Annotated in this window: 20 protein-coding genes and 1 pseudogene; 10 read left to right on the forward strand and 11 right to left on the reverse strand. The window is 72.3% G+C overall.

Annotated features, from left to right (window positions below; all coding sequences use genetic code 11):
* The 3 genes from ACFVYN_RS00225 to ACFVYN_RS00235 form a co-directional block, all read right to left on the reverse strand.
* Positions 1 to 737, reverse strand: a 737-nt coding sequence (locus ACFVYN_RS00225; protein WP_389990404.1) for a hypothetical protein, incomplete at its 3' end; no start/stop codon positions are given.
* Between the two features lie 46 nt (positions 738 to 783).
* Positions 784 to 2,061 carry an aromatic acid exporter family protein gene (locus ACFVYN_RS00230; protein WP_389990406.1) on the reverse strand — a complete coding sequence of 426 codons (1,278 nt, stop codon included), beginning with the start codon at positions 2,059 to 2,061 and terminating at the stop codon, positions 784 to 786.
* Positions 2,062 to 2,426: 365 nt separating this feature from the next.
* On the reverse strand, positions 2,427 to 3,014 hold the full coding sequence (locus tag ACFVYN_RS00235) for a CGNR zinc finger domain-containing protein (protein WP_389990408.1): 588 nt from the start codon (positions 3,012 to 3,014) through the stop codon (positions 2,427 to 2,429).
* Positions 3,015 to 3,164: 150 nt separating this feature from the next.
* Here ACFVYN_RS00235 and ACFVYN_RS00240 point away from each other — a divergent pair, with 150 nt between their 5' ends.
* The 6 genes from ACFVYN_RS00240 (at position 3,165) to ACFVYN_RS00265 (ending at position 9,275) form a co-directional block, all read left to right on the forward strand.
* Positions 3,165 to 4,172 (forward strand): zinc-binding alcohol dehydrogenase family protein, encoded by a 1,008-nt coding sequence (locus ACFVYN_RS00240; RefSeq protein WP_389990410.1) that lies wholly within the window; start codon positions 3,165 to 3,167, stop codon positions 4,170 to 4,172.
* A 126-nt stretch (positions 4,173 to 4,298) separates the two neighbouring features.
* A complete protein-coding gene (locus ACFVYN_RS00245) occupies positions 4,299 to 5,156 on the forward strand; it encodes a DUF3626 domain-containing protein (RefSeq protein WP_389990975.1) in 858 nt (285 codons plus the stop codon).
* A 107-nt stretch (positions 5,157 to 5,263) separates the two neighbouring features.
* Positions 5,264 to 6,574 (forward strand): cation:proton antiporter, encoded by a 1,311-nt coding sequence (locus tag ACFVYN_RS00250; RefSeq protein ID WP_389990412.1) that lies wholly within the window; start codon positions 5,264 to 5,266, stop codon positions 6,572 to 6,574.
* A gap of 116 nt (positions 6,575 to 6,690) precedes the next feature.
* Positions 6,691 to 7,683: a phosphotransferase family protein gene (locus ACFVYN_RS00255; RefSeq protein WP_389990414.1), complete on the forward strand. Its 993-nt coding sequence runs from the start codon at positions 6,691 to 6,693 to the stop codon at positions 7,681 to 7,683.
* A 6-nt stretch (positions 7,684 to 7,689) separates the two neighbouring features.
* On the forward strand, positions 7,690 to 8,970 hold the full coding sequence (locus tag ACFVYN_RS00260; protein ID WP_389990416.1) for an ROK family protein: 1,281 nt from the start codon (positions 7,690 to 7,692) through the stop codon (positions 8,968 to 8,970).
* Positions 8,971 to 9,032: 62 nt separating this feature from the next.
* Positions 9,033 to 9,275, forward strand: coding sequence for a hypothetical protein (locus tag ACFVYN_RS00265; RefSeq protein ID WP_389990418.1), 243 nt, complete (start codon positions 9,033 to 9,035; stop codon positions 9,273 to 9,275).
* A gap of 19 nt (positions 9,276 to 9,294) precedes the next feature.
* Here ACFVYN_RS00265 and ACFVYN_RS00270 read toward each other — a convergent pair whose 3' ends face one another.
* From ACFVYN_RS00270 to ACFVYN_RS00290, 5 genes are all read right to left on the reverse strand, one after another.
* Positions 9,295 to 10,323, reverse strand: coding sequence for an SDR family oxidoreductase (locus ACFVYN_RS00270; RefSeq protein WP_389990420.1), 1,029 nt, complete (start codon positions 10,321 to 10,323; stop codon positions 9,295 to 9,297).
* A gap of 173 nt (positions 10,324 to 10,496) precedes the next feature.
* Complete coding sequence (locus ACFVYN_RS00275; protein ID WP_389990422.1) at positions 10,497 to 11,456, reverse strand: SDR family NAD(P)-dependent oxidoreductase; 960 nt, start codon at positions 11,454 to 11,456, stop codon at positions 10,497 to 10,499.
* Between the two features lie 297 nt (positions 11,457 to 11,753).
* Positions 11,754 to 12,923, reverse strand: a complete 1,170-nt coding sequence (locus tag ACFVYN_RS00280) for an aromatic acid exporter family protein (protein WP_389990424.1) — start codon at positions 12,921 to 12,923, stop codon at positions 11,754 to 11,756.
* A 28-nt stretch (positions 12,924 to 12,951) separates the two neighbouring features.
* Positions 12,952 to 13,608, reverse strand: coding sequence for an HAD family hydrolase (locus tag ACFVYN_RS00285; protein ID WP_389990426.1), 657 nt, complete (start codon positions 13,606 to 13,608; stop codon positions 12,952 to 12,954).
* Positions 13,609 to 13,647: 39 nt separating this feature from the next.
* Positions 13,648 to 14,685 (reverse strand): PHP domain-containing protein, encoded by a 1,038-nt coding sequence (locus tag ACFVYN_RS00290; RefSeq protein WP_389990428.1) that lies wholly within the window; start codon positions 14,683 to 14,685, stop codon positions 13,648 to 13,650.
* A gap of 168 nt (positions 14,686 to 14,853) precedes the next feature.
* On the opposite strand from ACFVYN_RS00290, the gene ACFVYN_RS00295 reads away from it, so the two are divergent.
* From ACFVYN_RS00295 to ACFVYN_RS00305, 3 genes and pseudogenes are all read left to right on the forward strand, one after another.
* A complete protein-coding gene (locus tag ACFVYN_RS00295) occupies positions 14,854 to 15,663 on the forward strand; it encodes an SDR family oxidoreductase (protein WP_389990430.1) in 810 nt (269 codons plus the stop codon).
* A pseudogene (locus ACFVYN_RS00300) lies at positions 15,660 to 16,713 on the forward strand (DNA topoisomerase IB). The gene ACFVYN_RS00295 and the pseudogene ACFVYN_RS00300 overlap by 4 nt, the downstream one beginning before the upstream one ends.
* Before the next feature lie 42 nt (positions 16,714 to 16,755).
* Positions 16,756 to 16,992 (forward strand): hypothetical protein, encoded by a 237-nt coding sequence (locus tag ACFVYN_RS00305; protein WP_389990432.1) that lies wholly within the window; start codon positions 16,756 to 16,758, stop codon positions 16,990 to 16,992.
* 9 nt (positions 16,993 to 17,001) lie between these two features.
* Here the strand turns inward: ACFVYN_RS00305 and ACFVYN_RS00310 are convergent, their stop codons facing one another.
* From ACFVYN_RS00310 to ACFVYN_RS00320, 3 genes are all read right to left on the reverse strand, one after another.
* On the reverse strand, positions 17,002 to 18,228 hold the full coding sequence (locus ACFVYN_RS00310) for an RICIN domain-containing protein (protein WP_389990434.1): 1,227 nt from the start codon (positions 18,226 to 18,228) through the stop codon (positions 17,002 to 17,004).
* A gap of 111 nt (positions 18,229 to 18,339) precedes the next feature.
* Positions 18,340 to 18,903 (reverse strand): VanZ family protein, encoded by a 564-nt coding sequence (locus ACFVYN_RS00315; protein ID WP_389990436.1) that lies wholly within the window; start codon positions 18,901 to 18,903, stop codon positions 18,340 to 18,342.
* 387 nt (positions 18,904 to 19,290) lie between these two features.
* A complete protein-coding gene (locus tag ACFVYN_RS00320) occupies positions 19,291 to 19,953 on the reverse strand; it encodes a DUF4230 domain-containing protein (protein WP_007386567.1) in 663 nt (220 codons plus the stop codon).
* A 150-nt stretch (positions 19,954 to 20,103) separates the two neighbouring features.
* Between ACFVYN_RS00320 and ACFVYN_RS00325 the strand changes: the two genes are divergently transcribed.
* Positions 20,104 to 21,297 (forward strand): cytochrome P450, encoded by a 1,194-nt coding sequence (locus ACFVYN_RS00325; protein ID WP_389990438.1) that lies wholly within the window; start codon positions 20,104 to 20,106, stop codon positions 21,295 to 21,297.
* The last annotated feature ends 4 nt before the right edge of the window (positions 21,298 to 21,301 follow it).

Raw genomic sequence — 21,301 nt, forward strand, 5'->3', positions numbered from 1 at the left:
CGCCCGGCCGGTGTGTCCGCCCAGTCCGACAGGGGGCGGTCGTCCCGGTAGACCTCCTGGCGCATGGAACCGCCGACGCCGAGTCCCATGGCGGGAGTGCTGCGGGGCGCCCCCGCCGGAGCGGCAGGCGCGGACATCGCCATGGGCACGGCCGCCCCGTACGCCATGACGGGCCTGCTCGCCGTGCGCAGCCGCCGCTGCGCCTCCCGCCATTCGGCCAGCCGCTCCTCGGTCAGCGGGAAGGACTGCAGCTGTACGCCGCCCCAGATCTCCTCGCCCGTGACCTGCCCCTCGACGGTCGCGCCGAGACCGAGCGGCACCGCGACGAACTGGCGGACCGTCCCCTTGCCGGAGTTGATGCCGTCCAGCCACGGCTGACGGGGCAGGACCAGGTAGTTCTGCGGGTCACGGGCGAGGCGGTCGCTCCACGGCTTCCCGGAGACCGCGCACACCTTGCCCACCCCGACCTGGAGGGCGACGGGCTCAGTGGTGCTCCCGAAGCTCAGCCACATCGCCTCCCGCAGATACACCGGCAGCATCACCCCGCCGCGGGCCCGCCACTGCTCCGGCACCGTGTCCGGGTAGTCAAAGACGCGGCGCACCGGGAACTCGCCGAGCCCCGGCGGCAGCGGATGCGTGCCCGTCTCGGGCAGCCGCAGGGTGCGGACGAACCGCACCGCCGCACCGCCCGGCAGCCGCAGTGTGTTCCCGTCGATCCGCACACTCGTGCCGGTCATCGGCCGCCCCCTGCGATGGTCCGTGTGATGGTCCGTTGTGCCTGTGTCACCTTGAACGACGGGAGAGGGCCGGGCGGTTCCTGCGCCAGCGTTCCTGCAGCCGGGTCAGGTGCGGCATCCGTTCGCGCTGCTCGCGGGAGGCACGGTCCAGCTCCTCCAGCAGGCGACGGGAGCGGTGCTCGGTGTCCAGCTCGTCGAGGATGCGGTTGACCTCGGTGAGGACCGCCCCGTGCAGCTGCCAGTGGCGGGAGTCGCGCTGGACCTCTTCGAGCAGGAGCTGGGCGAGCTTGTCGCGGGTCGTGGTGGCCTGGCGCAGCTCGGCGGTGAGCCGGGCCTCGGCGGACTCGGCGCTCACACTGACGTGCGTGGTGACCAGGACCGCGAAGCTGACCACCGCGTCGCCGATCTCGGACAGCAGCTGCTCCACGGTCCGGCCGGTCTCCGGCCCGAACAAGGGCTCGGGAGCCTGTTCCTCGTCGTCCGGGTACGGCTCGTCGGCGAGGGGGTCGCGCTCCTTCGCGAGGTCGGTGAGGGTGCGCGCGAGGACCCGCAGCACGACCGTGCAGATCTCCAGGGTGTCCAGGCCGGTGCGCAGCACCACCCGGTGCAGCAGACCCTCCTTCACCCTGGGGTTCAGCTTGAGACTGTCCTCGGCCTGCCGGAGGGCCGCGTCCACCTCGACGATGTCGTGGTCGAGCTCGCGCGCCTCGTACAGCCGGGCCGTCGCCAGCTCCACGGGAGTACGGCCCGCGGCCTCCTCGCCCATCCGCAGCATCAGCTTGCGCACCCGGCGGGCCAGGCCCTCGATCGACTCGCCCGCCTCGCCCACCCACACCGGGGGAGCGAGCAGCAGGTTGAAGGCGAGGCCGACGACCGCGCCGATCAGCGTCTCCACCACGCGGGCCCAGGCGGTGTCCCCGACCGTCGTCACCCCGAGCACCAGCATCGCGCTGATCGCCACCTCGGGCACGAACTCCTCGACCCGCACCAGCCGTCCGACCACCAGCGACGCCACGATCAGCAGGGCCAGGCTCCACCAGGTCAGACCCACCAGCAGGCTGAACGCGATGGCGACAAGGACGCCGGTCACCACCGAGTTCACGCGGCGGATGCCGGTGGTGAGCGTGGAGTAGAGGGTGACCTGCACGACCAGCAGCGCGGTCAGGGGAGCCGTGAGCGGCGCCGCTTCGGGGCTGAGCCGCAGCGCGATGACGTACGCGATCGTCGCCGCGCCCGCCGACCGCAGCGTCTGCACGATCACGGGGTCCCGGCGCCGCTTCACAAAGCGCACCAGGGACGCCGTCCACTCACGTACGTCTTGCATCCTCAGGGTGTTCCTCTTCCACATAAGCGTCGGGTGCCCTTCTTGCGGAGCGTGACCGTCCGCAAGCGTGCCCCCCATTGTCGGGTGCGGCCGGTCCACGGCAAGGACCCAGTGCAGTGACGGCGGACACCCACCATGACCTGGGGCAATGCCTGAGGAGGCGCGCGCTGCGCGTGTCGGCTACGCGTACGTGAACATCGGTCTGGCCTTCGATCGGGGCTCGGTACCGCGACTACGCGATCGAGCCACGGACCGTGGGCTCACCGGCGCGCGCCTGGCTCCGCCGGGCCCGGCGGGCCCGCCGGACCTGGTCGGATCACCACCGCCTGCCCCGACGGCTCGCACCGACGACGTCCTGATCCCCCTCACCGGGTGGCGGCGGCCCGGCTGCGGGAACGGTAACCGGCGATCTTCGCCAGGTTGCCGCAGCGGTCCATCGAGCACCAACGGCGGCGGCGGGCCTGTGAGTCGTCCAGGAACAACAGGGAACAGTCCGGGTTCTCGCACTTCTTGACACGCTCCATGAGCGGCCCCCGCACCAGGAGTACGGCGTCCCGTGCCACCGTCGCCAGGGCCGCGCGGGCCGGACTGCGCGCCGCCCAGCGGACCGGACCGAGCTGGGGTGCGAGATCCGGCTGGGCGGCGACCGCGTTGACCCGCTCCACGTCGGCCGGGTCGGGATCCCGGTCTGCCATCGCGGCGCGGACCAGGCCGTACACGGACTCGCGCAGGAGGCGGGCGTCCGCCAGATCCCGGGCGGTGACCCGCACCGCACCCGCGTCGGTGGCCAACTCCGCCTGCGTGAACCAGCGCGCGAGGGCCGCGGTGTCGGGGAGTCGCTCCAGCGGCGTGGCGTGCCGTCTGCCGAGGGTGGCCGCGAAGTCCAGGCAGGGGCGGCCGCCGATGAACGGGAACGCGAGTGCCGGGTCGGCGGGGGCGGGGCTGCCGGTCATGCGTCGAGCGTACACCGGTTCATGGGGTGTCGGATCGGTGCGCCGACCTCTTGACACCGGTTGAGGAGGTGTCCGATGGTTGCCTCACTTCACGACACCACTTCAACCGGTGTCAGTCGCTCGGGAGGCCGGGCAGAGAGCAGGTGCGGTATGCGTGCGGTGCGGATCGACAGGTTCGGCGGACCGGAGGTACTGGTGCCGGTCGACGTCCCCGACCCGGTGCCCGGCCCGGGAGAGGTGCTGATACGGGTCGCCGCGGCCGGGGTGAACCGGGCGGACGCCCTGCTCCGCGCCGGCCTCTACCACCGCGCCGGACGCCCGCCGCTCATCCCGGGTGCCGAGGCGGCGGGGGTCGTCGTGGAGGTGGGGGAGGGGGTGACCGGCTTCGCGCCGGGGCAGCGGGTCATGGCCCTGGACGGCGCCAAGTCGTCAGGTTTCTACGCCGAGTTGGCGACGGTTTCCGCCAGCCAGGTGGTCGTGCTCCCCGACGGTGTGGACCTGGCACGGGCGGCCGCCCTGCCGATCGCCTGGCTCAGCGCCTGGTACTGCGTGCGGCACCTCGCGCGGGTCTCCAAGGACGACACCGTGCTGGTGAAAGCGGCGGCGAGCGGTGTCGGCACCGCCGCCGTGCAGATCGCCGCCGAGGCGGGGGCGCGGGTCATCGCCCTCGCCGGCTCTGCCGAGAAGGCCGCGTGGGCGGGGGAGTTCGGCGCCGACGTCACCGTCGACACCTCCGCCCATCCCGACGACGCCGAGGTCGAGGAGGTGCTCCGGCTCACCGACGGCCGGGGCGCCGACGTCGTCCTGGACACCGTCGGCGGCCGGGCCTTCGGGCGCAGCCTGCGGGAAGTGGGCCACGGCGGCCGGGTCGTGGCCCTCGCCAACGTCGCCCTGGAGCCGAGCACCGTCGACACCCGCGACTTCTATCCCAAGAACGCCTCGATCCTCGGCTTCCAGCTCACCAACCTCCAGATCCACGGCTACGACGCCCGCCCTGACCTGCGGGAACTGGCCGACCGGGTGGCCGCCGGCGGCTATCGCGTGCCCATCGAGACGGTCGTACCCCTGGAAGAGGCGCGGGCCGCGCACGAGCGGCTGGAACGGCGTGACAACCGCGGCAAGATCGTGCTCTCGGTGGGACCGGAATTCGGCAAATGAGATGCGGGCGTTCTCCTCGCCGGGTGATCATCCAGTGAGTCGTGGGTGAGCTGTTGGTGAGTCGTGGGTGAGGAGACGCCGGTGAGTCCTGTGGAGTCGGCACGAGCGCGGGCGGCGCTGGACCATGTGGCGGCCGTGTCCGAGGGACCGGCCGTCGCCCCGGACGTGCGCATCACGCTGAACTTCCACCCCGACCGCCTGGCCCGCGGCCTGCCCCTCCTGGAGGCGCTGGCCCGGGACGGCGCCTACCACTCGCAGTTCGTCACCGGCACGAGCAACGGCGGGCTGACCGCGCACCCCGGCGGCGACCGGTGGCGCTGGGAGAGCCGGATCTTCGGCGGCGCCTACGACGACGCGAGCGCGCACGAGCGGCCCGTGTACGGCGCGTTGAACTTCCGCGGTCAAGTGGTGGGCGCCGCCCCGCGGTTCGGCTCCTCGCACTTCCGGCTGACCGGCGAATCCCTCGCCCGCGCCACCTTCTGCTATCCAGACAGCGCCGCCGAGCCGGTCCACTTCGGCGTCGCCGCCGGCATGTCCCTGATCGCCCTCGCGGAGGCGGACGAGCAGGACGCCCTCGACGACTACATCGAGGCCCAGGTGCACGGCGGCGTGGACCTGGCCCGTGATGTGGAGGCCCTCGTCCTGGACGCGAGCTACCGCAACACCCCCGTCGAGGCGGCGGCGCGCCTGCTGCCCGTCCCCGTCGAGTGGCACCCCGGCTACCGGATCACCGTCGCCGACCTGCACCACCACGCCCACTACCGCGGACAGGAGTACGCCGACCTGGGCGCGAGCATCGCGGAGGACGGGCTGGTCGACCCGCGCATCATCGGCGACGCGGCGAGGACGGGCCGCTACGAACTCCAGCACCTGAAGATGGTGTGGCACACGCTGGCCCGCTTCGGGGCGCCGGAGGGGGCGGCACACTCGGGGCGACGCGCCCGGTCTCTTCGCGCAACCGGCGACTCCGTCGGCGCAGGATAGGGAGCGACCGGTTCGTATCTGTTTGATGCTTATGCGCCCGTCGGACCTCGGTACGTGACTGCACCCGTCATCTGCTTCGTCGTCGCGGGCGCGTCGGGAGGTGGTCCGTGAATCCGTGGGCACTGGTGGTGGCGGGTACGGCGGTCGCCTTCTACGGATTGCTGTCCCGACGGCTGTCCACCACGGTGGTGTCCGGACCGTTGGTGTTCGTGGCCGCGGGGCTGGCCATCGGCCCCCAAGGTCTGGGGCTCGTCCAGGTGGACGAGAGCCTGGAACCGGTCCGGGCGCTGCTGGAAGGCGCGCTGGCGGTGGTGCTGTTCACTGACGCGTCGGCGATCCGGGGGCGCGAGCTGCGGCGGGAGCGGTCTCTGCCGTTGCGGCTGCTGGCCGCGGGGCTGCCGCTGACGATGCTGTCGGGGTGGCTGCTGGCATGGCCGTTGTTGCCGGGTCTCGGCATGTGGGAACTGGCTCTGGTCGCGATCGTTCTGGGTCCCACGGACGCGGCGCTGGGCCAGCAGGCGGTCTCGGACCGCAGGGTGCCCGTGCTGGTACGCCATGGCCTGGACGTCGAGTCCGGGCTGAACGACGGTTTGGCGCTGCCGTTCTTCGTTCTGGCGCTGGCCGCGGCGGGAGGCGGCCATGGTGAAGAGGGGGTCGGGGAGACGTTCCTGCGCGCCCTGCTGCTGAGTTCGGCGATCGGTTGCGCCGTGGGCTGGGCACTTGCCCGGCTCCTGCGCTGGTCGGCCACCCGCGGATGGGCCGCCCACGGGTGGCGCCAGCTGTCGTCGCTGGCTGTCCCGGCCGTGGCCTACCCCGTGGCCGTCGAGGCCGAGGGCAGCGGATTCATCGCTGTCTGGGTCGCCGGGCTGGTGTTCGGGAACGTCCTTCGAAAGTCCGCCTCCCCTGTGCGGGGTGCCGGCGCGGGCGGCTCCGGCGATGCGACCGTCTTCACGGAACGGCTCGGCCTGCTGCTCACCTCAATGAGCTTCCTGGCCTTCGGCGCGGTCATTCTGGGCCCGGTACTGGAGCACGTGACCTGGCGGATGCTGGTGTACGCCATACTGAGCCTGACCGTGATCCGGATGCTCCCGGTCGCCGTGGCCCTGCTCGGAACCGGACTGCGGCCGGCGACCCTCGCCTACATCGGCTGGTTCGGCCCGCGGGGACTTGCCTCTCTGGTGTTCGGCCTGCTGGCTGTCGAGGAGCACCTGCCGGGCACACACGTCCTCGGCGGCACAGTGGCGTTGACGGTCCTCTTGAGCGTCTGCCTGCACGGAGCCACCGCTCCGCTGCTGGGCGGCCTCTACGGTGCCTGGTATTCCAGGACTCTCGCGACCCGTCCCGGGCTCAAGGAACACGCGGATGTTCCGGACGAGGGTGTCGGTACGCCCCGGGGCGGCCCGGACCCGGCTCGGTAGCGCGGCAACCGATCACGAATGGTCCCCGGTGCGGGCGACGCGTTCCGTACCCTGTTCGAGGAACACACGCCCGACGCCGACCGGACGGCTGCCGAGCGGAGAGAAGGGGCGGGACGTTGGTGGACTCCTGGGAATGGGCTCGGCAGGTGCTGGCGGACGCGGGCGTCGACCCCGGTCGGCTCGCCGGGCTGCGGCCGCTCACCGGCGGCACGTACAACACCGTCGAGGAGCTCCTTCTCACCGACGGCACCCGGTACGTCCTCAAGGTGCCGCCCGCGTCCACCGTTCCCGGCCTGCGCTACGAGCGTGAACTCCTCGTCTCCGAGGCGGAGTTCTACCGCGGAGCCGCCGTGGCCGAGGTCGCGGCGCCGCACGTCGTGGCCCTCGGTGAGGACGCCGCCGTACCCCATCTGCTGATGACCGCGTGTCCCGGCGAGCCCTGGGACGGCTCGGTGACCGAAGGCGAACGGGCGCCGCTGCGAAGGGAGTTGGGCCGTCAGGTGGCCCGGCTGCACACGGTGACCGGGCCGGGTTTCGGCTACCCCTCCGGCGCACTGGGACCGCTCGCCCCCGACTGGCGGAGCGCGTTCACCGCCATGATCGAGGCCGTCCTGGACGACGCCCGGGACTACGGGGCGCGACTGCCCCGCTCCGTCGAGCAGGTGGAGGCCGCGCTCCGGGCCGGCTACCCCGCGCTCGACGGGGTCACGGTCCCCGCACTGGTCCACTTCGACCTGTGGGACGGGAACATCCTGCTGCACCGCCCGGCCGGCGGTCAGCCGCGCATCGGCGGGCTCATCGACGGGGAGCGGATGCTCTGGGGCGACCCGCTCGCCGACTTCGCCTCCCTGGCGCTGCTCGGCGACATCAAGAAGGACGAGGCGTTCCTCGCGGGCTACCGGGAGGCGGGCGGCCGGACCGAGTTCGACGTCACAGCCCGGGTGCGCCTGGCCCTGTACCGTGGCTACCTCTACCTGATCATGCTCACCGAGACCGTCCCACGGGCGGTCGACGACGAGAAGGAACGCTGGGTCCAGTCGGCGGTGGCCCCGGAACTCGTCGCCGCCCTCGACGAGATCGAGGCCCTCGCCCGGGTCACAGGAGCCTGAACACCCTTGAACAGACGCACCGTACGCGATCTCAGACGCGCCAACCGCACGGCCGTACTGCAGCGCCTCTACTTCGACGGACCCCTCAGCCGCTTCGAACTCGGCCCGGTCACCGGGCTCAGCTCCGGCTCCGTCAGCAACGTCGTCGCCGACCTGGTGGCCGACGGCCTGCTGGAGGAGGCGGGGAGCGTCGACTCCGACGGCGGACGCCCCCGTACCCTGCTGCGGGTGGCGCCCGGCAGCGGCCACATGATCGGCGTCGACGTCGGCGAGACCCGGGTGCGCGTCGAGCTGTTCGACCTCACCCTCACCGAACTCGCCCGCGCCGAACGCCCGTTGACCCAGCGCGGCTACGACGTCGACGCCATCGTCGGGCACATCCGCGACGGCATCACCGAAGTGCTCGCCGGTGCCGCCGTCGAGCCCGAAGCGCTGCTCGGCGTCGGCATCGGAGTGCCCGGCATCGTCGCGTACACCCCCGAGAGCGGGGCCGTCGTGCACGGACAGACCATCGGCTGGGACGCCGTCCCGCTGGAGGCACTGCTGCGCACCGGCTCCCCGCTGCCCGGCAGCGTCCGGTACTTCATCGACAACGGCGCCAAGACCCTCGGCCAGGCAGAGATGTGGTTCGGCGGCGGGCGCGGTGCCCGCAGCGCCGTCGTGGTCCTCTTCGGCTCCGGCGTCGGCGCCTGTCTGGTGACGCCCGAGGTGGAACACGGCCGGGCGGTCGAGTGGGGGCATCTGACCGTACGGGTCAGGGGGCGCCGCTGCCGCTGCGGAGCCCTCGGCTGCCTGGAGGCCTACGCGGGGGCCGAGTCGCTGCTGGAGCGCTGGCGGGAGGCGGGCGGCCGGCCGCCCGAGGGCACCGACGAGGAGACCGCGCTGAGCGCCATGCTCACCGCCGCCCACCCGGCCGACGGCGCACACGGCGACCCCGTGGCGCTCGCCGTCCTGGAGGAGACCGCCGAGTACCTGGGCGCCGGCCTGTCCGACCTGATCAACCTCTTCCAGCCCGAGCGGATCATCGTCGGCGGCTGGGCCGGGCTCCAGCTCGGCGACCGGTTCCTGCCCTCCGTACGGCGCCACGCGACGGCGTACGCCCTGCGGTACCCGGCCGGGAAGGTCACCGTCGACCTCGGTCGCCTCGGGCCCGACGCGGTCACCGTCGGCGCGGCCATCCTCCCGCTCGCCGACTTCTTCGCCCGCGGCGGCCGGCGCCCCGAACCCGCTCCCGAGGGACCGGCACCGGCCTGGCGGACCGCCCTGGAGGAGCGCGCACCGCACTGACGTTTCGCCGACCTGCGCGGAGGTACTCGCGCTCCCGCCATCAACACGCCAGGGAGGATGCCGTGGACCACCGCAACGAAGGACCGGGCGAGAACGGGGACCCCGTCCCGCGGGATCTGCCGGACCAGCAGGCGGGCGAGGGCGAGGACCCCTGGGAGGTCGCCACCGTCCCGGACGGGGAGTCCGGCACGGACGAGCCCGAGGACGTCCCCGACACCGACGAGGCGGGGACCGGCCGGCAGGGGGCGCAGCGGTCGGACACCGTGCACCCCGAGCACCCGGGAGCCGAGGAGTCGTCCGGCTGACCTGTGGGCCTGCCGGTGCTCAGCCCACCTTGCGGCCCTTCATCGGCTCGGTCCGCGCCCCCGCACCCTGCTGCATGCCGTGCAGGAACTCCTCCAGGACCTCGGTCGCAGTGTGTTCCGGATGCCAGCCGAGTTCCGTACGCGCACGCGTGCAGTCCATCAACGGCAGCCGCAGGACCGCGTCGAACAGATGCGGGGACGCGGGCAGCAGATGCAGGCCCCAGGCGGCTGCGATCGCCGAGCGGGCCGCGGTGTGCGGCAGCCGTACGGGACGGGCGTCGAGCATCCCGGCCAGTAGCTCGACGTCGACCGTCGGTTCGGCCGCCAGGTTGAAGGCGCCCCGCACGTCCGAGCGCACCGCCAGCGCGTAGGCCCTGGCGGCGTCGTCGGTGTGCAGCGCCTGCACGCGCAGGCCGGGGATGTCGGGCAGGAAGGGCAGCAGCTCGGGCCGGGCCAGCTGGCCCGGCAGGAACCGGCCGCCGAAGATGCGGCGCTGCTCGCTGGCCGACTCCCGCTTGAAGAGGAACGCCGGGCGCATCCGTACGACCCGGACGGCGGGGTGGTCGCGCTCGAAGGTGTCCAGGGCGCGCTCCAGATACGCCTTCTCCCGGCAGTACGCGGCGTCCGGCCAGCCGTGCGTCGGCCAGGACTCGTCGACCGCGTGGTCCTTCGGGCCGGGGGAGTAGGCGCCCACGGACGACGCGTGCACCAGCGTCGGCACCTTGGCCGCCGCCACCGCCTCGAACACCCGGATCGAGCCGAGGACGTTGGTGCGCCAGGTCGCCGCGGGGTCGTGCGTCGGCTGGAACGCCCACGCCAGGTGGATCACCGCGTCGGCGCCCGTGAACTCCTCGGCCAGATCGGCCTGCTCCGATGACAGGTCGACCGCGGACCACTCCGTCCGCGGGAGCGACCAGTCCGGGATCCGCCGGGCCAGGCCCCGTACGGAGCCGACCTCCGGATCCTCGGAGAGAAGGCGCACCACGCTGGTTCCCACGTTGCCGGTGGCGCCCGTGACCACGATCCTGCTGCCGGTTGAAGTGCTCACCTTCGGCTCCTTCGGGCCTCTGGGACGGGGAGCCGCCCGAGTACCCGGCCTCCGGCGATGCACGCGGTGCGCGGCAGGCGCACGGGACCGTCCTGGTGTCCGACGCCCGTGCCGCCGCCGTGGTGGCACGCCCGCGCTTTCGGCCGCCGTCGTCGCGAGGTGTCAGGCGAGCGTCAGGCGAACGCGTTCACGCCCGTCAGCTCCGCCGACAGTGTCCACAGGCGCTCCGCCTGGTCCGGGTCGGTGGCCCAGGCCTTGACGCCGCTGATCTCGTCGCCGTCGACGGCGGGCTCGGCGATGTCGCAGTCCTCCAGGTAGACGCCGCCCATTCCCGTCAGCTGGGGCGAGGTCGCCGCCCACACCTGCGTGGCCGCGCCCTGCTCCGGGCTCTTGAAGCCCGAGGGGTTGAGCGCGTTGCCCTGCTCGTCGATCCAGCCGCGCTCCACCATCTCCGCCTTGGGGAGGTGGCGCTGCAACGGGGTGAGGATGCCGCCCGGGTGGAGCGAGAAGGCCCGCACCCCGCGGTCGGCGCCGAGCTTGTCGAGGTGGACGGCGAACAGGACGTTCGCGGTCTTCGCCTGGCCGTACGCCTGCCACTTGTCGTAGCCGGTCCGCCAGTGGACGTCGTCCCAGCGCATGCCGGAGAAGTGGTGGGCGCGCGAGGACACCGAGACCACGCGGGCGCTGCCGGGCTCGATGGCCGGCCACAACCGGTTGACCAGCGCGAAGTGCCCGAGGTGGTTGGTCGCGAACTGCGCCTCCCAGCCCGGCCCGACCCGGGTCTCCGGACACGCCATGATCCCGGCGTTGTCGATGACGAGGTCCACCGTTCGACCCGAGTCGAGGAACCGCTCGGCGAAGGCGCGCACGCTGTCCAGGTCACCGAGGTCGAGCTCGTCCAGTTCGACACGGTCGATGCCGGCCAGAGCCTTCCAGGCGGTGTCGGGACGCCGGGCCGGGACGACGACCCTCGCGCCCGCCTTGGTGAGCGCCCGGGTGGTCTCCAGACCGAGCCCCGAGTAGCCGCCGGTGACGATCGCGAGCTTGCCGGACAGGTCCATGCCCGCGAGGACGTCGTCGGCCGTGCTGTGGGCGCCGAACCCCGAACCGATCTTGTGCTGTGCAGTGCTCATGACGGGAACGCTACGAATTGGAGCGCACTCGAAGTCAAGTTCACCTCACCCGGTGCACCGGGCCGGGACAAAAGGAAGCCCCGACCGGACGGGGGAATCACGGTCGGGGCGGTCAAGTGGTGGGTACGGATGGCGGTCGCCTCTCGGCGAAAGGCTCCACAGGGCTTCAGCCGAACGATCGTCCCTGTGGGCAAAAGGTGAGGCCCGGGGACACTGTCCCATCCGTACCCACGGTCTGTTCAACGGGCAACGACCCTCCGGTGTTCCGCCGTTCGGCGCGTTCCCGGGTGAGCTGCGTCACCCGTGCCGACCGGTCGGAACGGTCTCGCTCCACAGGTTCTCGGCCTGCAGCAGCAGGGTTCCCAGCACCGTCGTGCCCTCCGCGCCCTGCCCGGCGTACTCCCGCAGCCCGTCCTGGAGCTGATCGCGCAGCTCCCGCATCGCGGCCTCGGCATGGTCGTCGGGGCGGGCCTCACCGCCGGTCGCCAGCAGCCGGTCGCTCTCCGCGCGGCAGGCGTCGCCGATCAGCTGGAGGAGGTCGGCGTACACGTCCAGCACCGGCCCGGCGGGCGCGACCGGGGCGCGGTCCTCGTCGGCGGCGACGGTCAGGGTCCGGGTGAGTGCGCGGATGTGCCCGGTGACCCGGCTCCAGCGCTCGTCCTCCTGCTCCGGCGGGATCGACGCGGGAAGCCGCCGTACGGCACGCCGCGGACCGGCCGTCAGACGCAGGCTCTCCCGGTTCCAGCCGCGGGCGGACCGCAACGCCTCCAGCCGGCGCTCCAGTCGGGCCGAGGCATGCGACCAGCCCTGCACGTCCCATTCCCCGTCCCGCAGGTCGCCGGCCACGGTGTGCAGGACATCGCCCGCCTCCCGGGCCAGCGCCGCGAGGTTCTCCCGTACGTCGCGCAGATGGATCGGCGGAAGCACGAACGCGTTCACGGCGATGCCGATGACGGCGCCGAGCGCGGCCTGACCGATCCGGTGGCCGACCGCGGACGCCCCGACGGTGCTGGTGGAGAGGGTGAACAGCGCGGTGGTGGCGCCGTAGATGCCCTGGTCGCCGAAGCGCGGCCAGTTGGCCAGGAGCACCAGCACCGGCACGGACAGCGCCACGGCGCCCAGCGTGCTCCCGGTGACGGCCAGCGCCACCGACGCCAGTACGGCCCCGCAGCAGATCGCCGCCAGCTGCCGTACGGCCTGCACCAGCGAGCTGTACACGGTGGCCTGCACCAGCACCACCGCCACCCAGGGCGCCATCAGGGCCATCGGATCGCCCATCCACACCCCGGCGATGAGCCAGGCGAGGATCGCGGCGGCCGAGGCCTTGAGCGACTGCACGAGCAGGTCGCGCTCCCGCCCCGGGCCACGGAAGGCGGCACGGGCGGCCCGGCCGAAGGCGGCGGCCTTCTCCCGCAGGGCACGCGTGGGGCGGGGCTGTCGGCGCAGAGCTTCTGTCACACCAGTCATGCCCTGTGGGTTCCGGCCGTCCGGCACGTCATGCCAGGGGACTGTCCGCCAGGGATGCCAGCAGGTGGGCCGGATCGTCGTAGATCGCCTGCGCGCCCGCCTCCTCCAGGTCGGCGCGGGGGATCCCGCCGCACAGGACGCCGACACAGCGCACGCCCGCCCGGCTGCCGGCCTGCATGTCCCAGACCGTGTCTCCGACGAAGACCGCGCGTTCTGCGGGCACCCCGGCCAGCTCCAGCGCGTGCTCGACGGGCTCGGGGGCGGGCTTGCCCTCCTCGACGTCGTCGGCGCTGGCGGTGGCCATGATCGCGTCGTCGGCGTCGATCGCCCGGCGCAGCGCGGACAGTTCCGACCCGCCAGCCGAGGTGGCGAGGACGACCCGCCAGCCCGCCTGGTGCAGATGCCGCAGCAGCCGGCCGGCGTCCTGGAGGGCGGGCAGCCGGTCGAAGTACTGCCCGTACAGGGCCTTGTGGGCGGCGCTCAGCTCGGCGTCCTGGTCCTTGTCGCGGTCCTCGCCGAGCAGGTGCGCGACGAGGTCGTCGGAGCCGAGCCCGATGGCCCGGTGGACGGCGTGCATCGGCACCCGGTGGCCCGCCTGCCGCAGCGCCTCCCACCAGGTGGTCACGTGCAGGTGGTTGGTGTCGACCAGGGTGCCGTCGACGTCGAACACTGCCGCCCGTTCCATGAACCGCTCCTTGTCCTGTCGTGCCGCACGGGTACCACCTCAGGCGCCCGCCACTCGGTCCGGTACCCGGCCTTCCCGGGACCAGGCCAGCAGCTCTCCGATGTTCCAGGTGGTCACGATCCGCTCGGCCGGCACCCCGCACTCCTCCGCCCGGGCGCACCCGAGGATCTGCCAGTCGAGCTGGCCGGGCGCGTGCGCGTCGGTGTCGACCGAGAACAGCACGCCCGCCTCGACCGCCCGGCGCAGCAGCCGGCGCGGCGGGTCGAGGCGCTCCGGGCGGCTGTTGATCTCCACCGCCGTGCCCGACTCCGCGCACGCGGCGAACACCTCGTCCGCGTCGAACTCCGACTCGGGCCGCCCGCGCCCGGTCACCAGGCGTCCCGTGCAGTGCCCGAGGATGTTCGCGTGCGGGTCGCGCACGGCGGCCACCATGCGCCGGGTCATCGAACGGGCGTCCATGCGCAGCTTGGAGTGCACGGACACGACCACGACGTCCAGGCGGTCCAGGAGTTCGGGTTCCTGGTCCAGGGAGCCGTCGTCGAGGATGTCGCACTCGATGCCGGTGAGCAGCCGGAACGGCGCCCAGGTCTCGTTGAGTGCCGCCACCACGTCCAGCTGCTCCCGCAGCCGCTCCGGGGACAGTCCCCGGGCCACGGTCAGCCGTGGCGAGTGGTCGGTCAGCACCGCCCACTCGTGGCCGAGCTCCGCCGCGGTCCGGCCCATCTCCTCGATCGGGCTGCCGCCGTCCGACCAGTCGGAGTGCAGATGACAGTCGCCGCGCAGGAGCGCCCGCAGCTTCTCGCCGCCCCGGGTCCGGGGCGCGGCGGACTCCTCCTCCAGCTTCTCCAGATAGCCGGGCACGCCTCCGGCCAGCGCCTCGCGCACCACCTGGGCCGTCTTCGGGCCGATGCCCTTGAGCGACTCCAGCGACCCGGCCTCCGCGCGCTCGCGCACCTCGTCCGCGGACAGCTCGGTAAGCACCCGGGCCGCCGTACGGAAGGCACGGACGCGGTATGTCGGTGCCAGGGACCGCTCCAGCAGGAAGGCGATCCGTTCCAGGGCCTCGACGGGATCCATCGCCACCTCCTCCAGAGTTCCCCGGCTCCTCCAGAGTTCCCCACGCTCACGGGGGCCGCACGACGGGCGAGCGGTTTGTCGTGCACCGCGCCGGGTACTGCGATGCCTCGTCGGATCTCCCCCGGATCCCGGACCCCCGACGACACCCCCGCCCTCGAGGAGGCCGAGATGTCCGCCCCCACCGCACCCCGCACCAAGGTGGCCGTGATCACCGGAGCCGACTCCGGCATCGGCAGGGCCACCGCCGTCCGGCTGGCCCGGGCGGGGATGGACGTCGGCATCACCTGGCACACCGACCTCGAGGGCGCCGAGGAGACCGCCGAGGAGGTCCGCGCCCTCGGCCGACGCGCCGAGGTGGCGCAGATGGACCTCACCCGGCTGCCCGCCGCCGCGGACACCGTCGACGAGCTGTGCGACCGGCTGGGCCGCCTCGACGTCCTGGTCAACAACTCGGGCACCGGCACCATGACGCCCTTCCTGGACCTGGAACTCGACACGGTCCGCGAGGTCCTCGACGTCGACCTGGTAGGACCGTTCCTGTGCGGTCAGCGGGCCGCCCGGCACATGATCCGCCAGGGCTCCGGCGGCCGGATCGTCAACGTGACCTCCGTGCACGAGCACCAGCCGCGGGTCGGCGCGGCCCCGTACTGCGCGGCCAAGGGCGGCCTTGGACTGCTCACCCAGGTGATGGCGCTGGAACTCGCCGAGTACGGCATCACCGTCAACGCGGTCGCGCCCGGCGAGATCGCCACCCCGATGACGGGCCAGAAGGACACCGACGTGCACACCGAGGAGCGTCCCGGTGTCCCGCTCGGCCGCCCGGGTGACGCCCGCGAGGTCGCCGCCGTGATCGCGTTCCTGGCCGGCCCCGAGGCCAGCTACGTCACCGGCGCCTCCTGGAGCGTCGACGGCGGGATGCTCCGCATGGGCCCGCAGGCCGGCTCGCACCTCGGGAGCGACGAATGGCGGCGCCCTTGAGACTGCGCACCAGTTCCTGCGAGCGTCCCGGCCTCACCCGGGTCCGCTGCGGCCGGGGTTTCCGTTACCGGGACGCCGAGGGCAGGCCGGTCACCGACCCGGACGTACTCGCCCGCATCCGCGCCCTGACCATCCCGCCCGCCTGGCGCGAGGTGTGGATCTGCCCCTGGCCCAACGGGCACCTCCAGGCCGTGGGCACCGACGCCGCTGGACGCCGCCAGTACCTGTACCACGAGCGGTTCCGCGCCCAGCAGGAGCAGGCCAAGCACGAGCACGTGCGGGAGGTGGCCCGTGCCCTGCCCATGCTGCGCAAGCGGGTCGCGGAGGACCTCGCGGGGCGGGGCCTGAGCCGCCACCGGGTCACGGCCTGCGCAGTGCGCCTGCTCGACCTCGGCTTCTTCCGGATCGGCAGTGACCGGCACACCCGCCAGACGGAGACCTATGGCCTGACGACCATGCTCCGCGAGCACGTCCCCTGCGGCCGCGACGAGCTGACCTTCGCCTACCCGGCCAAGGGCGGCATCGAGCTGGTCCGCGCCCTGGTGGACGAGGACGCCCTGACCGTCGTACGCGCGCTCAAGCGCCGCAGGAGCGGCGGGGACCGGCTGCTCGCGTACTGGGAGCGGGGCGCCTGGCACGATCTGCACGGCGCCGACCTGAACGAGGCGCTGCGCCGGCTGTCCGGCACCGACTCCCCCAACTCTCGGCTTCGCTCGAGCCGGGGGGACCCCCATCGCCAAGGACTTCCGGACCTGGCACGCCACGGTCCTGGCCGCGGTCGCCCTCGCCGTCACCGCCGAGGAGGCCCGGGCCACCCCGACGGCCCGCCGCCGGCAGATGGCCAGGACCGTGCGCGAGGTCAGCCACTACCTGGGCAACACGCCCGCGGTGTGCCGGGCCTCGTACATCGACCCGCGGGTCTTCGAGTTGTTCGAGCAGGGCAGGACCATCGCCCCCGCGCTCACCCGGCTGGGCGAACACGGGGACTTCGGGCGGCCCGCCACCCAGGGCGCGGTCGAGGCGGCGGTCCTCGACCTGCTCGGCGGATGAGCCCGCCTCTCCCTGAGGCGGGATGCGTTCTACGCTCGAACCATGACCGAAATCGGGAGCCCGCACATCGCCAACCCGCGGATCATCGTGCTCGGGGTCCAGCCGACCACGCCGCCGTTCCGGATCGTGGAGATCGACGGGGAGGTGGTCGGCGAGGCGAGGGCCGTCACCGACGTGCTGCAGGCGGCCGCCGCCTTCGGGATCACGGTCCACGACCTGGACGACCCGGACGTGGTGCGCTGGGTGGGCGGCGACAAGTTCACCTGGACCCGGCACTGACCCACCGGCTCAGCCGACCGTCCACTTCTGGTTGGCGCCGCCGGTGCAGGTCCACAACTGCAGCCGGGTACCGTTGGCCGAGCTGCTGCCCGCCACGTCGAGGCACTTGTCGGCCTGCGGGTTGACGATGTCGCCCGCGCCCGTGACGGTCCACCGCTGGGCGCCGGAGCCGTTGCAGTCGTAGAGCTGGACCGCCGTCCCGTCCGCGGTGCCGCCGCCCGTCACGTCCAGGCACTTGCCGAGCGCGCGGATCGTGCCGTCCGAGCCGACGGTCCACTGCTGGGCGGCGGTGCCGTTGCAGTCGTAGAGCTGTACGGCGGTCCCGTTCGCGGGGTTCGCCCCGGCGACGTCCGCGCACTTGCCCGCGAGACCCCGGATCGCCGCCCCGGTGGCCGTGTCGCCGGTGGTCACCGACACGTGGTCCACCACGAGCTGCTGCGGGAAGGCGGTGGAGCCGTCCGGGTCGCCGGGCCAGTAGCCGCCGACCGCGAGGTTGAGGATCAGGAAGAACGGCTTGTTGAACACCCAGGTGCGGCCGCCCAGGTCGGCCGGGGTGCGCCGCTGGTAGACGGTCCCGTCCACGGACCAGGTGATCGAGTCGGGTGCCCAGTCGACGGCGAAGGTGTGGAAGGCGTCCGCGAAGGCCTGGCCGTTCGGGAGGGAGTAGCCGGCGCCGATGCCGCCCGAGCCGGAGTAGCCGGGGCCGTGGATCGTGCCGTGCACGGTCGAGGGCTCGAAGCCCACGTTCTCCATGATGTCGATCTCGCCCGAGTCCGGCCAGTTGACCGGGGTGCCGAGCATCCAGAACGCCGGCCACATGCCCTGCCCGCGCGGGATCTTCATCCGCGCCTCGACATGACCGTACTGCGAGGTGAACTTCCCGGAGGTGTTCAGCCGGGCCGAGGTGTACTGGCAGGTGCCGTACCAGCACTGGTAGTTCGCGGGGTTCTCGCGCCGGGCCGTGATCACCAGATGGCCCTGCCCGTCGAGGGCGGCGTTCTTGTTGCCCGAGGTGTAGTACTGCCGTTCGTGGTTGTTGACGTTGTCGCCGGTCTCGATCTGCCACTTCGAGGAGTCGACCGCGGCTCCGGCGGGCCCGTCGAAGGTGTCGGAGAACGTCACCGCCGCGGCGGCGGGGGAGACGGTGGGCGGGTCCGCCTGGGCGGTTCCGGCGGAGATCAGTACGGCGGACAGTGCGGCGAGGAGACATCTGCGCAGGAGGCGTGAGGCGGCCACGGCTCTTCCTTCGGGGTGGGGGGTGAAGGTGTCGCCTCTTGATTTAAGGAGTGAACTAAGGGCTCGTCAATACTCTGGTACAGACCAGAAGTCGAGCGCCGCTCGGATTCCTTACGCCTTCTTCGCCGCCCTGTCGCGCGGCTTCTTGTGCACCGCCCGGCTCAGCCGCCGTCCCAGCAGCAGATAGCCGATCAGCGCGCCGGAGGTGTTGAGGATGACGTCGTCGATGTCGAAGGCCCGGCCCTCCACGAGGGCGCCCTGCGCGAACTCGACGAGCAGCATCACGAACGCCGTCAGCAGCACGATCCGCAGCAGCCCGCGGGTCTTGGGAGCGATGACCGGCACCAGGATCCCGAACGGCACGCCCAGCAGGATGTTGCCGCCGATCTGCTTGAAGGCGTCCCGCATCTCGGGCTGGTCCAGATAGGCCTTGAGAGAGGCGCCGGGGTGCAGGTTGGTGTGCGTCAGATCCACCGACGCCGGCGAGGGTTCGAGCGTGAGCCGGGCCAGGACGACGGCGAACGCCACCATGAACACGAACGCGAACACCATCGCCACGAAACGGACGACGAGGGAGAGCGGATCTCGCCGGGGGCGAGCGGGCTTCACCGCGCGCTCGGTCCTGACGGTGCCGGTATCTGACCCCGCTCGCGAACGTGACGGCGCCCAGGCCATTGGATCCTCCGCTCTCGAACTTCCCAGTGTCGAAAGGCGCTTACCCCTGAACGGTCCGAGGATGCCGCCGCACATCGGCCGGCCTCCGGTTTCCCCTCGTACAGCCGGGGGCACGCAAGCCGGAGTACTGCGCGCGTGGCCACGGCCGAACTCCTGAGCCGACGGTCCGCTCAGACGCCGGGTCGTGGCACAGAACCTGCGCACCGCCTTCGCCGCAGCCGTCGCGGATCCGTCGGTGTGGCCCCCGGTCGGGGGCTGGTATCGCCGCTGCCGGCCGGGGCCCTCGCGTTCCTCGCCGTGACCCGCCCGGAGCAGTTCGCCGCACCTGACCGGGCGCCGCCGCTGCGGCACCCGGTCAGGGCACGTCGGCTACCACGTGGCCGCTGATCAGGTGCCGTAGGTGACCTCGACCTTCTTGAAGCCGAGCGAGTTCAGCAGTCCCTTGAGCATGTTGGTGGTGTTGGTCTCGGCCCGTTTGGTCAGCTCGCTCTCCTTCGCCGCCTCGGTGATGTGCTTCACCGCGAGCTTCTGCACGGCCTGTTCGCTGTTGGGGTTGTCGGAGAAGAAGTCGCCGAGCCGGTCGAGCAGACCGCGCTGCTTGGAGACCGCGTAGGAGCGGTCGGCGTCCAGCGTGGCCTTGCCGAGCTGCGCGTGCGGCAGGTGGAGGGTGGCGGCCGTGCGGTCCTCGTTGACCGTCACGTCGTTCTTGGCGACCTTGCCGAGGTCGACGTAGGCGTCGACGGCGCCCGCTCCCACGTACAGGGTGCGGGAGCCGCGGATCGCGTCGGGCAGGAACTTCGTGTCCTTCTCCAGGTCCACGACCACCTGGAAATTGCCGGAGGCGGCGTCGTAACGGCTGATGTCCTGGATGGACTCCAGAAGTGCGGGACCCGTTCGGTCGTGGGTCTCCGTGCCGAACAGGTCCTTGAGGCCAGGGAGCACGCTGAACCGGATACCGGCGAAGAACACCACGAGCACCACCACGACGGCGGTCAGTATCTTCGCCCAACCGGGCATGCGCCTGGACACGCGCCTGATGGGAGTCGTCATGCGACGGCCCTCCTTCCTACTGCACGGATGCCCACGGATAACTCCCAAAAGCCCGGTGGGACCGTCTTGTTGGCTGATTGGGACACTGACGGGACACACCGGGGCGCACTAGCGTGGGGAACTCGCGTACCGGCGTGTCTGGAGACCTGGATGAGCACAGACAGCACGTCCCGGACCCTTTGTCCCATGCACCGTATCCCCCTGCCCGGGAACGGCCCGCCCCGGCTCACCACCCTGGCCACCGGCACCCCGGTGTGGCTCGTCACCCGCTACGCCGACGTGCGCCAGGTGCTCATGGACCCGCGCTTCAACAGGAAGTCGCTCCACGAGGAGGACGCCCCGCCGCTGCTCCTCGTACCGAACCTGCTGGACTCCCCGGACGGCCTCCTCAACCAGGACGGGCCGCCCCATCAACTGCTGCGCGGCACTGTCCAGCGGGCCTTCACCCCGCGCGCGATCGCCCGCTGGCGGCCCTGGACCGCCTCCGTGGTGGAGACCCTCCTCGACGACCTCGCACGGCAGCCGCAGCCCGCCGACATCGTCGAGGGGTTCACCCGCCGCCTGCCGGTCTCGGTGATCTCCCGGCTGATGGGTCTGGAACACGCCGACTGGGAGCGCATCCGCGACTGGGCCGACCACGCCCTGTCCGGCGGCGCGCACACCGCCGAGGAAGTCGGCGCGGCCATGGGGGAGTTCGGCCACTTCTGCGCGGAACTGATCGCCGAGCGGCGCAAGGAGCCGGGCGACGACCTGGTCAGTGCCCTGGTCGTGGCCGGCGACGGTCTCGGGATCGACGAGTCGCAGCTGGTCATGCTGGTCCTGGGTCTGGTCGTCGCCGGGCACGAGACGACGATGACCGCCCTCGGAAACATCGTCGTCCACCTCCTCACCGACGGGCTGCAGGCCTGGCCCGGTCTCGCCGAGAGCCAGGAGTCCGCCGAGAGCGCCGTCGAACAGCTCCTGCGCACGATCCCGCTGAGCGAGGGCAGGGTGCTGCCGGGGCTGATCCGCCGGGCCGTCGAGGACGCCGAGGTCGGCGGGGTGACGATCCCGGCGGGGGCCGTGGTCGCCGTCCAGACCAACGCGGCGAACAGGGACCCCGACGTCTTTCCGCAGCCCGGCGAGACCGACCTGTTCGCCCCGCTGACGACACCGAGCGTGGTGTTCGGTGCCGGTCCCCACCACTGTCTGGGCGCCTGGCTGGCCCGCCTGGAGCTGGGGCTGGCCCTGCACCGGCTGGCGGTCCGGTTCCCGGGACTGCGGGCCGAGTTCACGCCGGAGACGATCGACTGGCGGGAGGGACAGATGACACGGGGACCGCGCCGGTTGCCGGTGTCGTGGTGAGCGC

It is taken from the genome of Streptomyces sp. NPDC058307 (genome assembly GCF_042880295.1).
GTDB lineage: Bacteria > Actinomycetota > Actinomycetes > Streptomycetales > Streptomycetaceae > Streptomyces.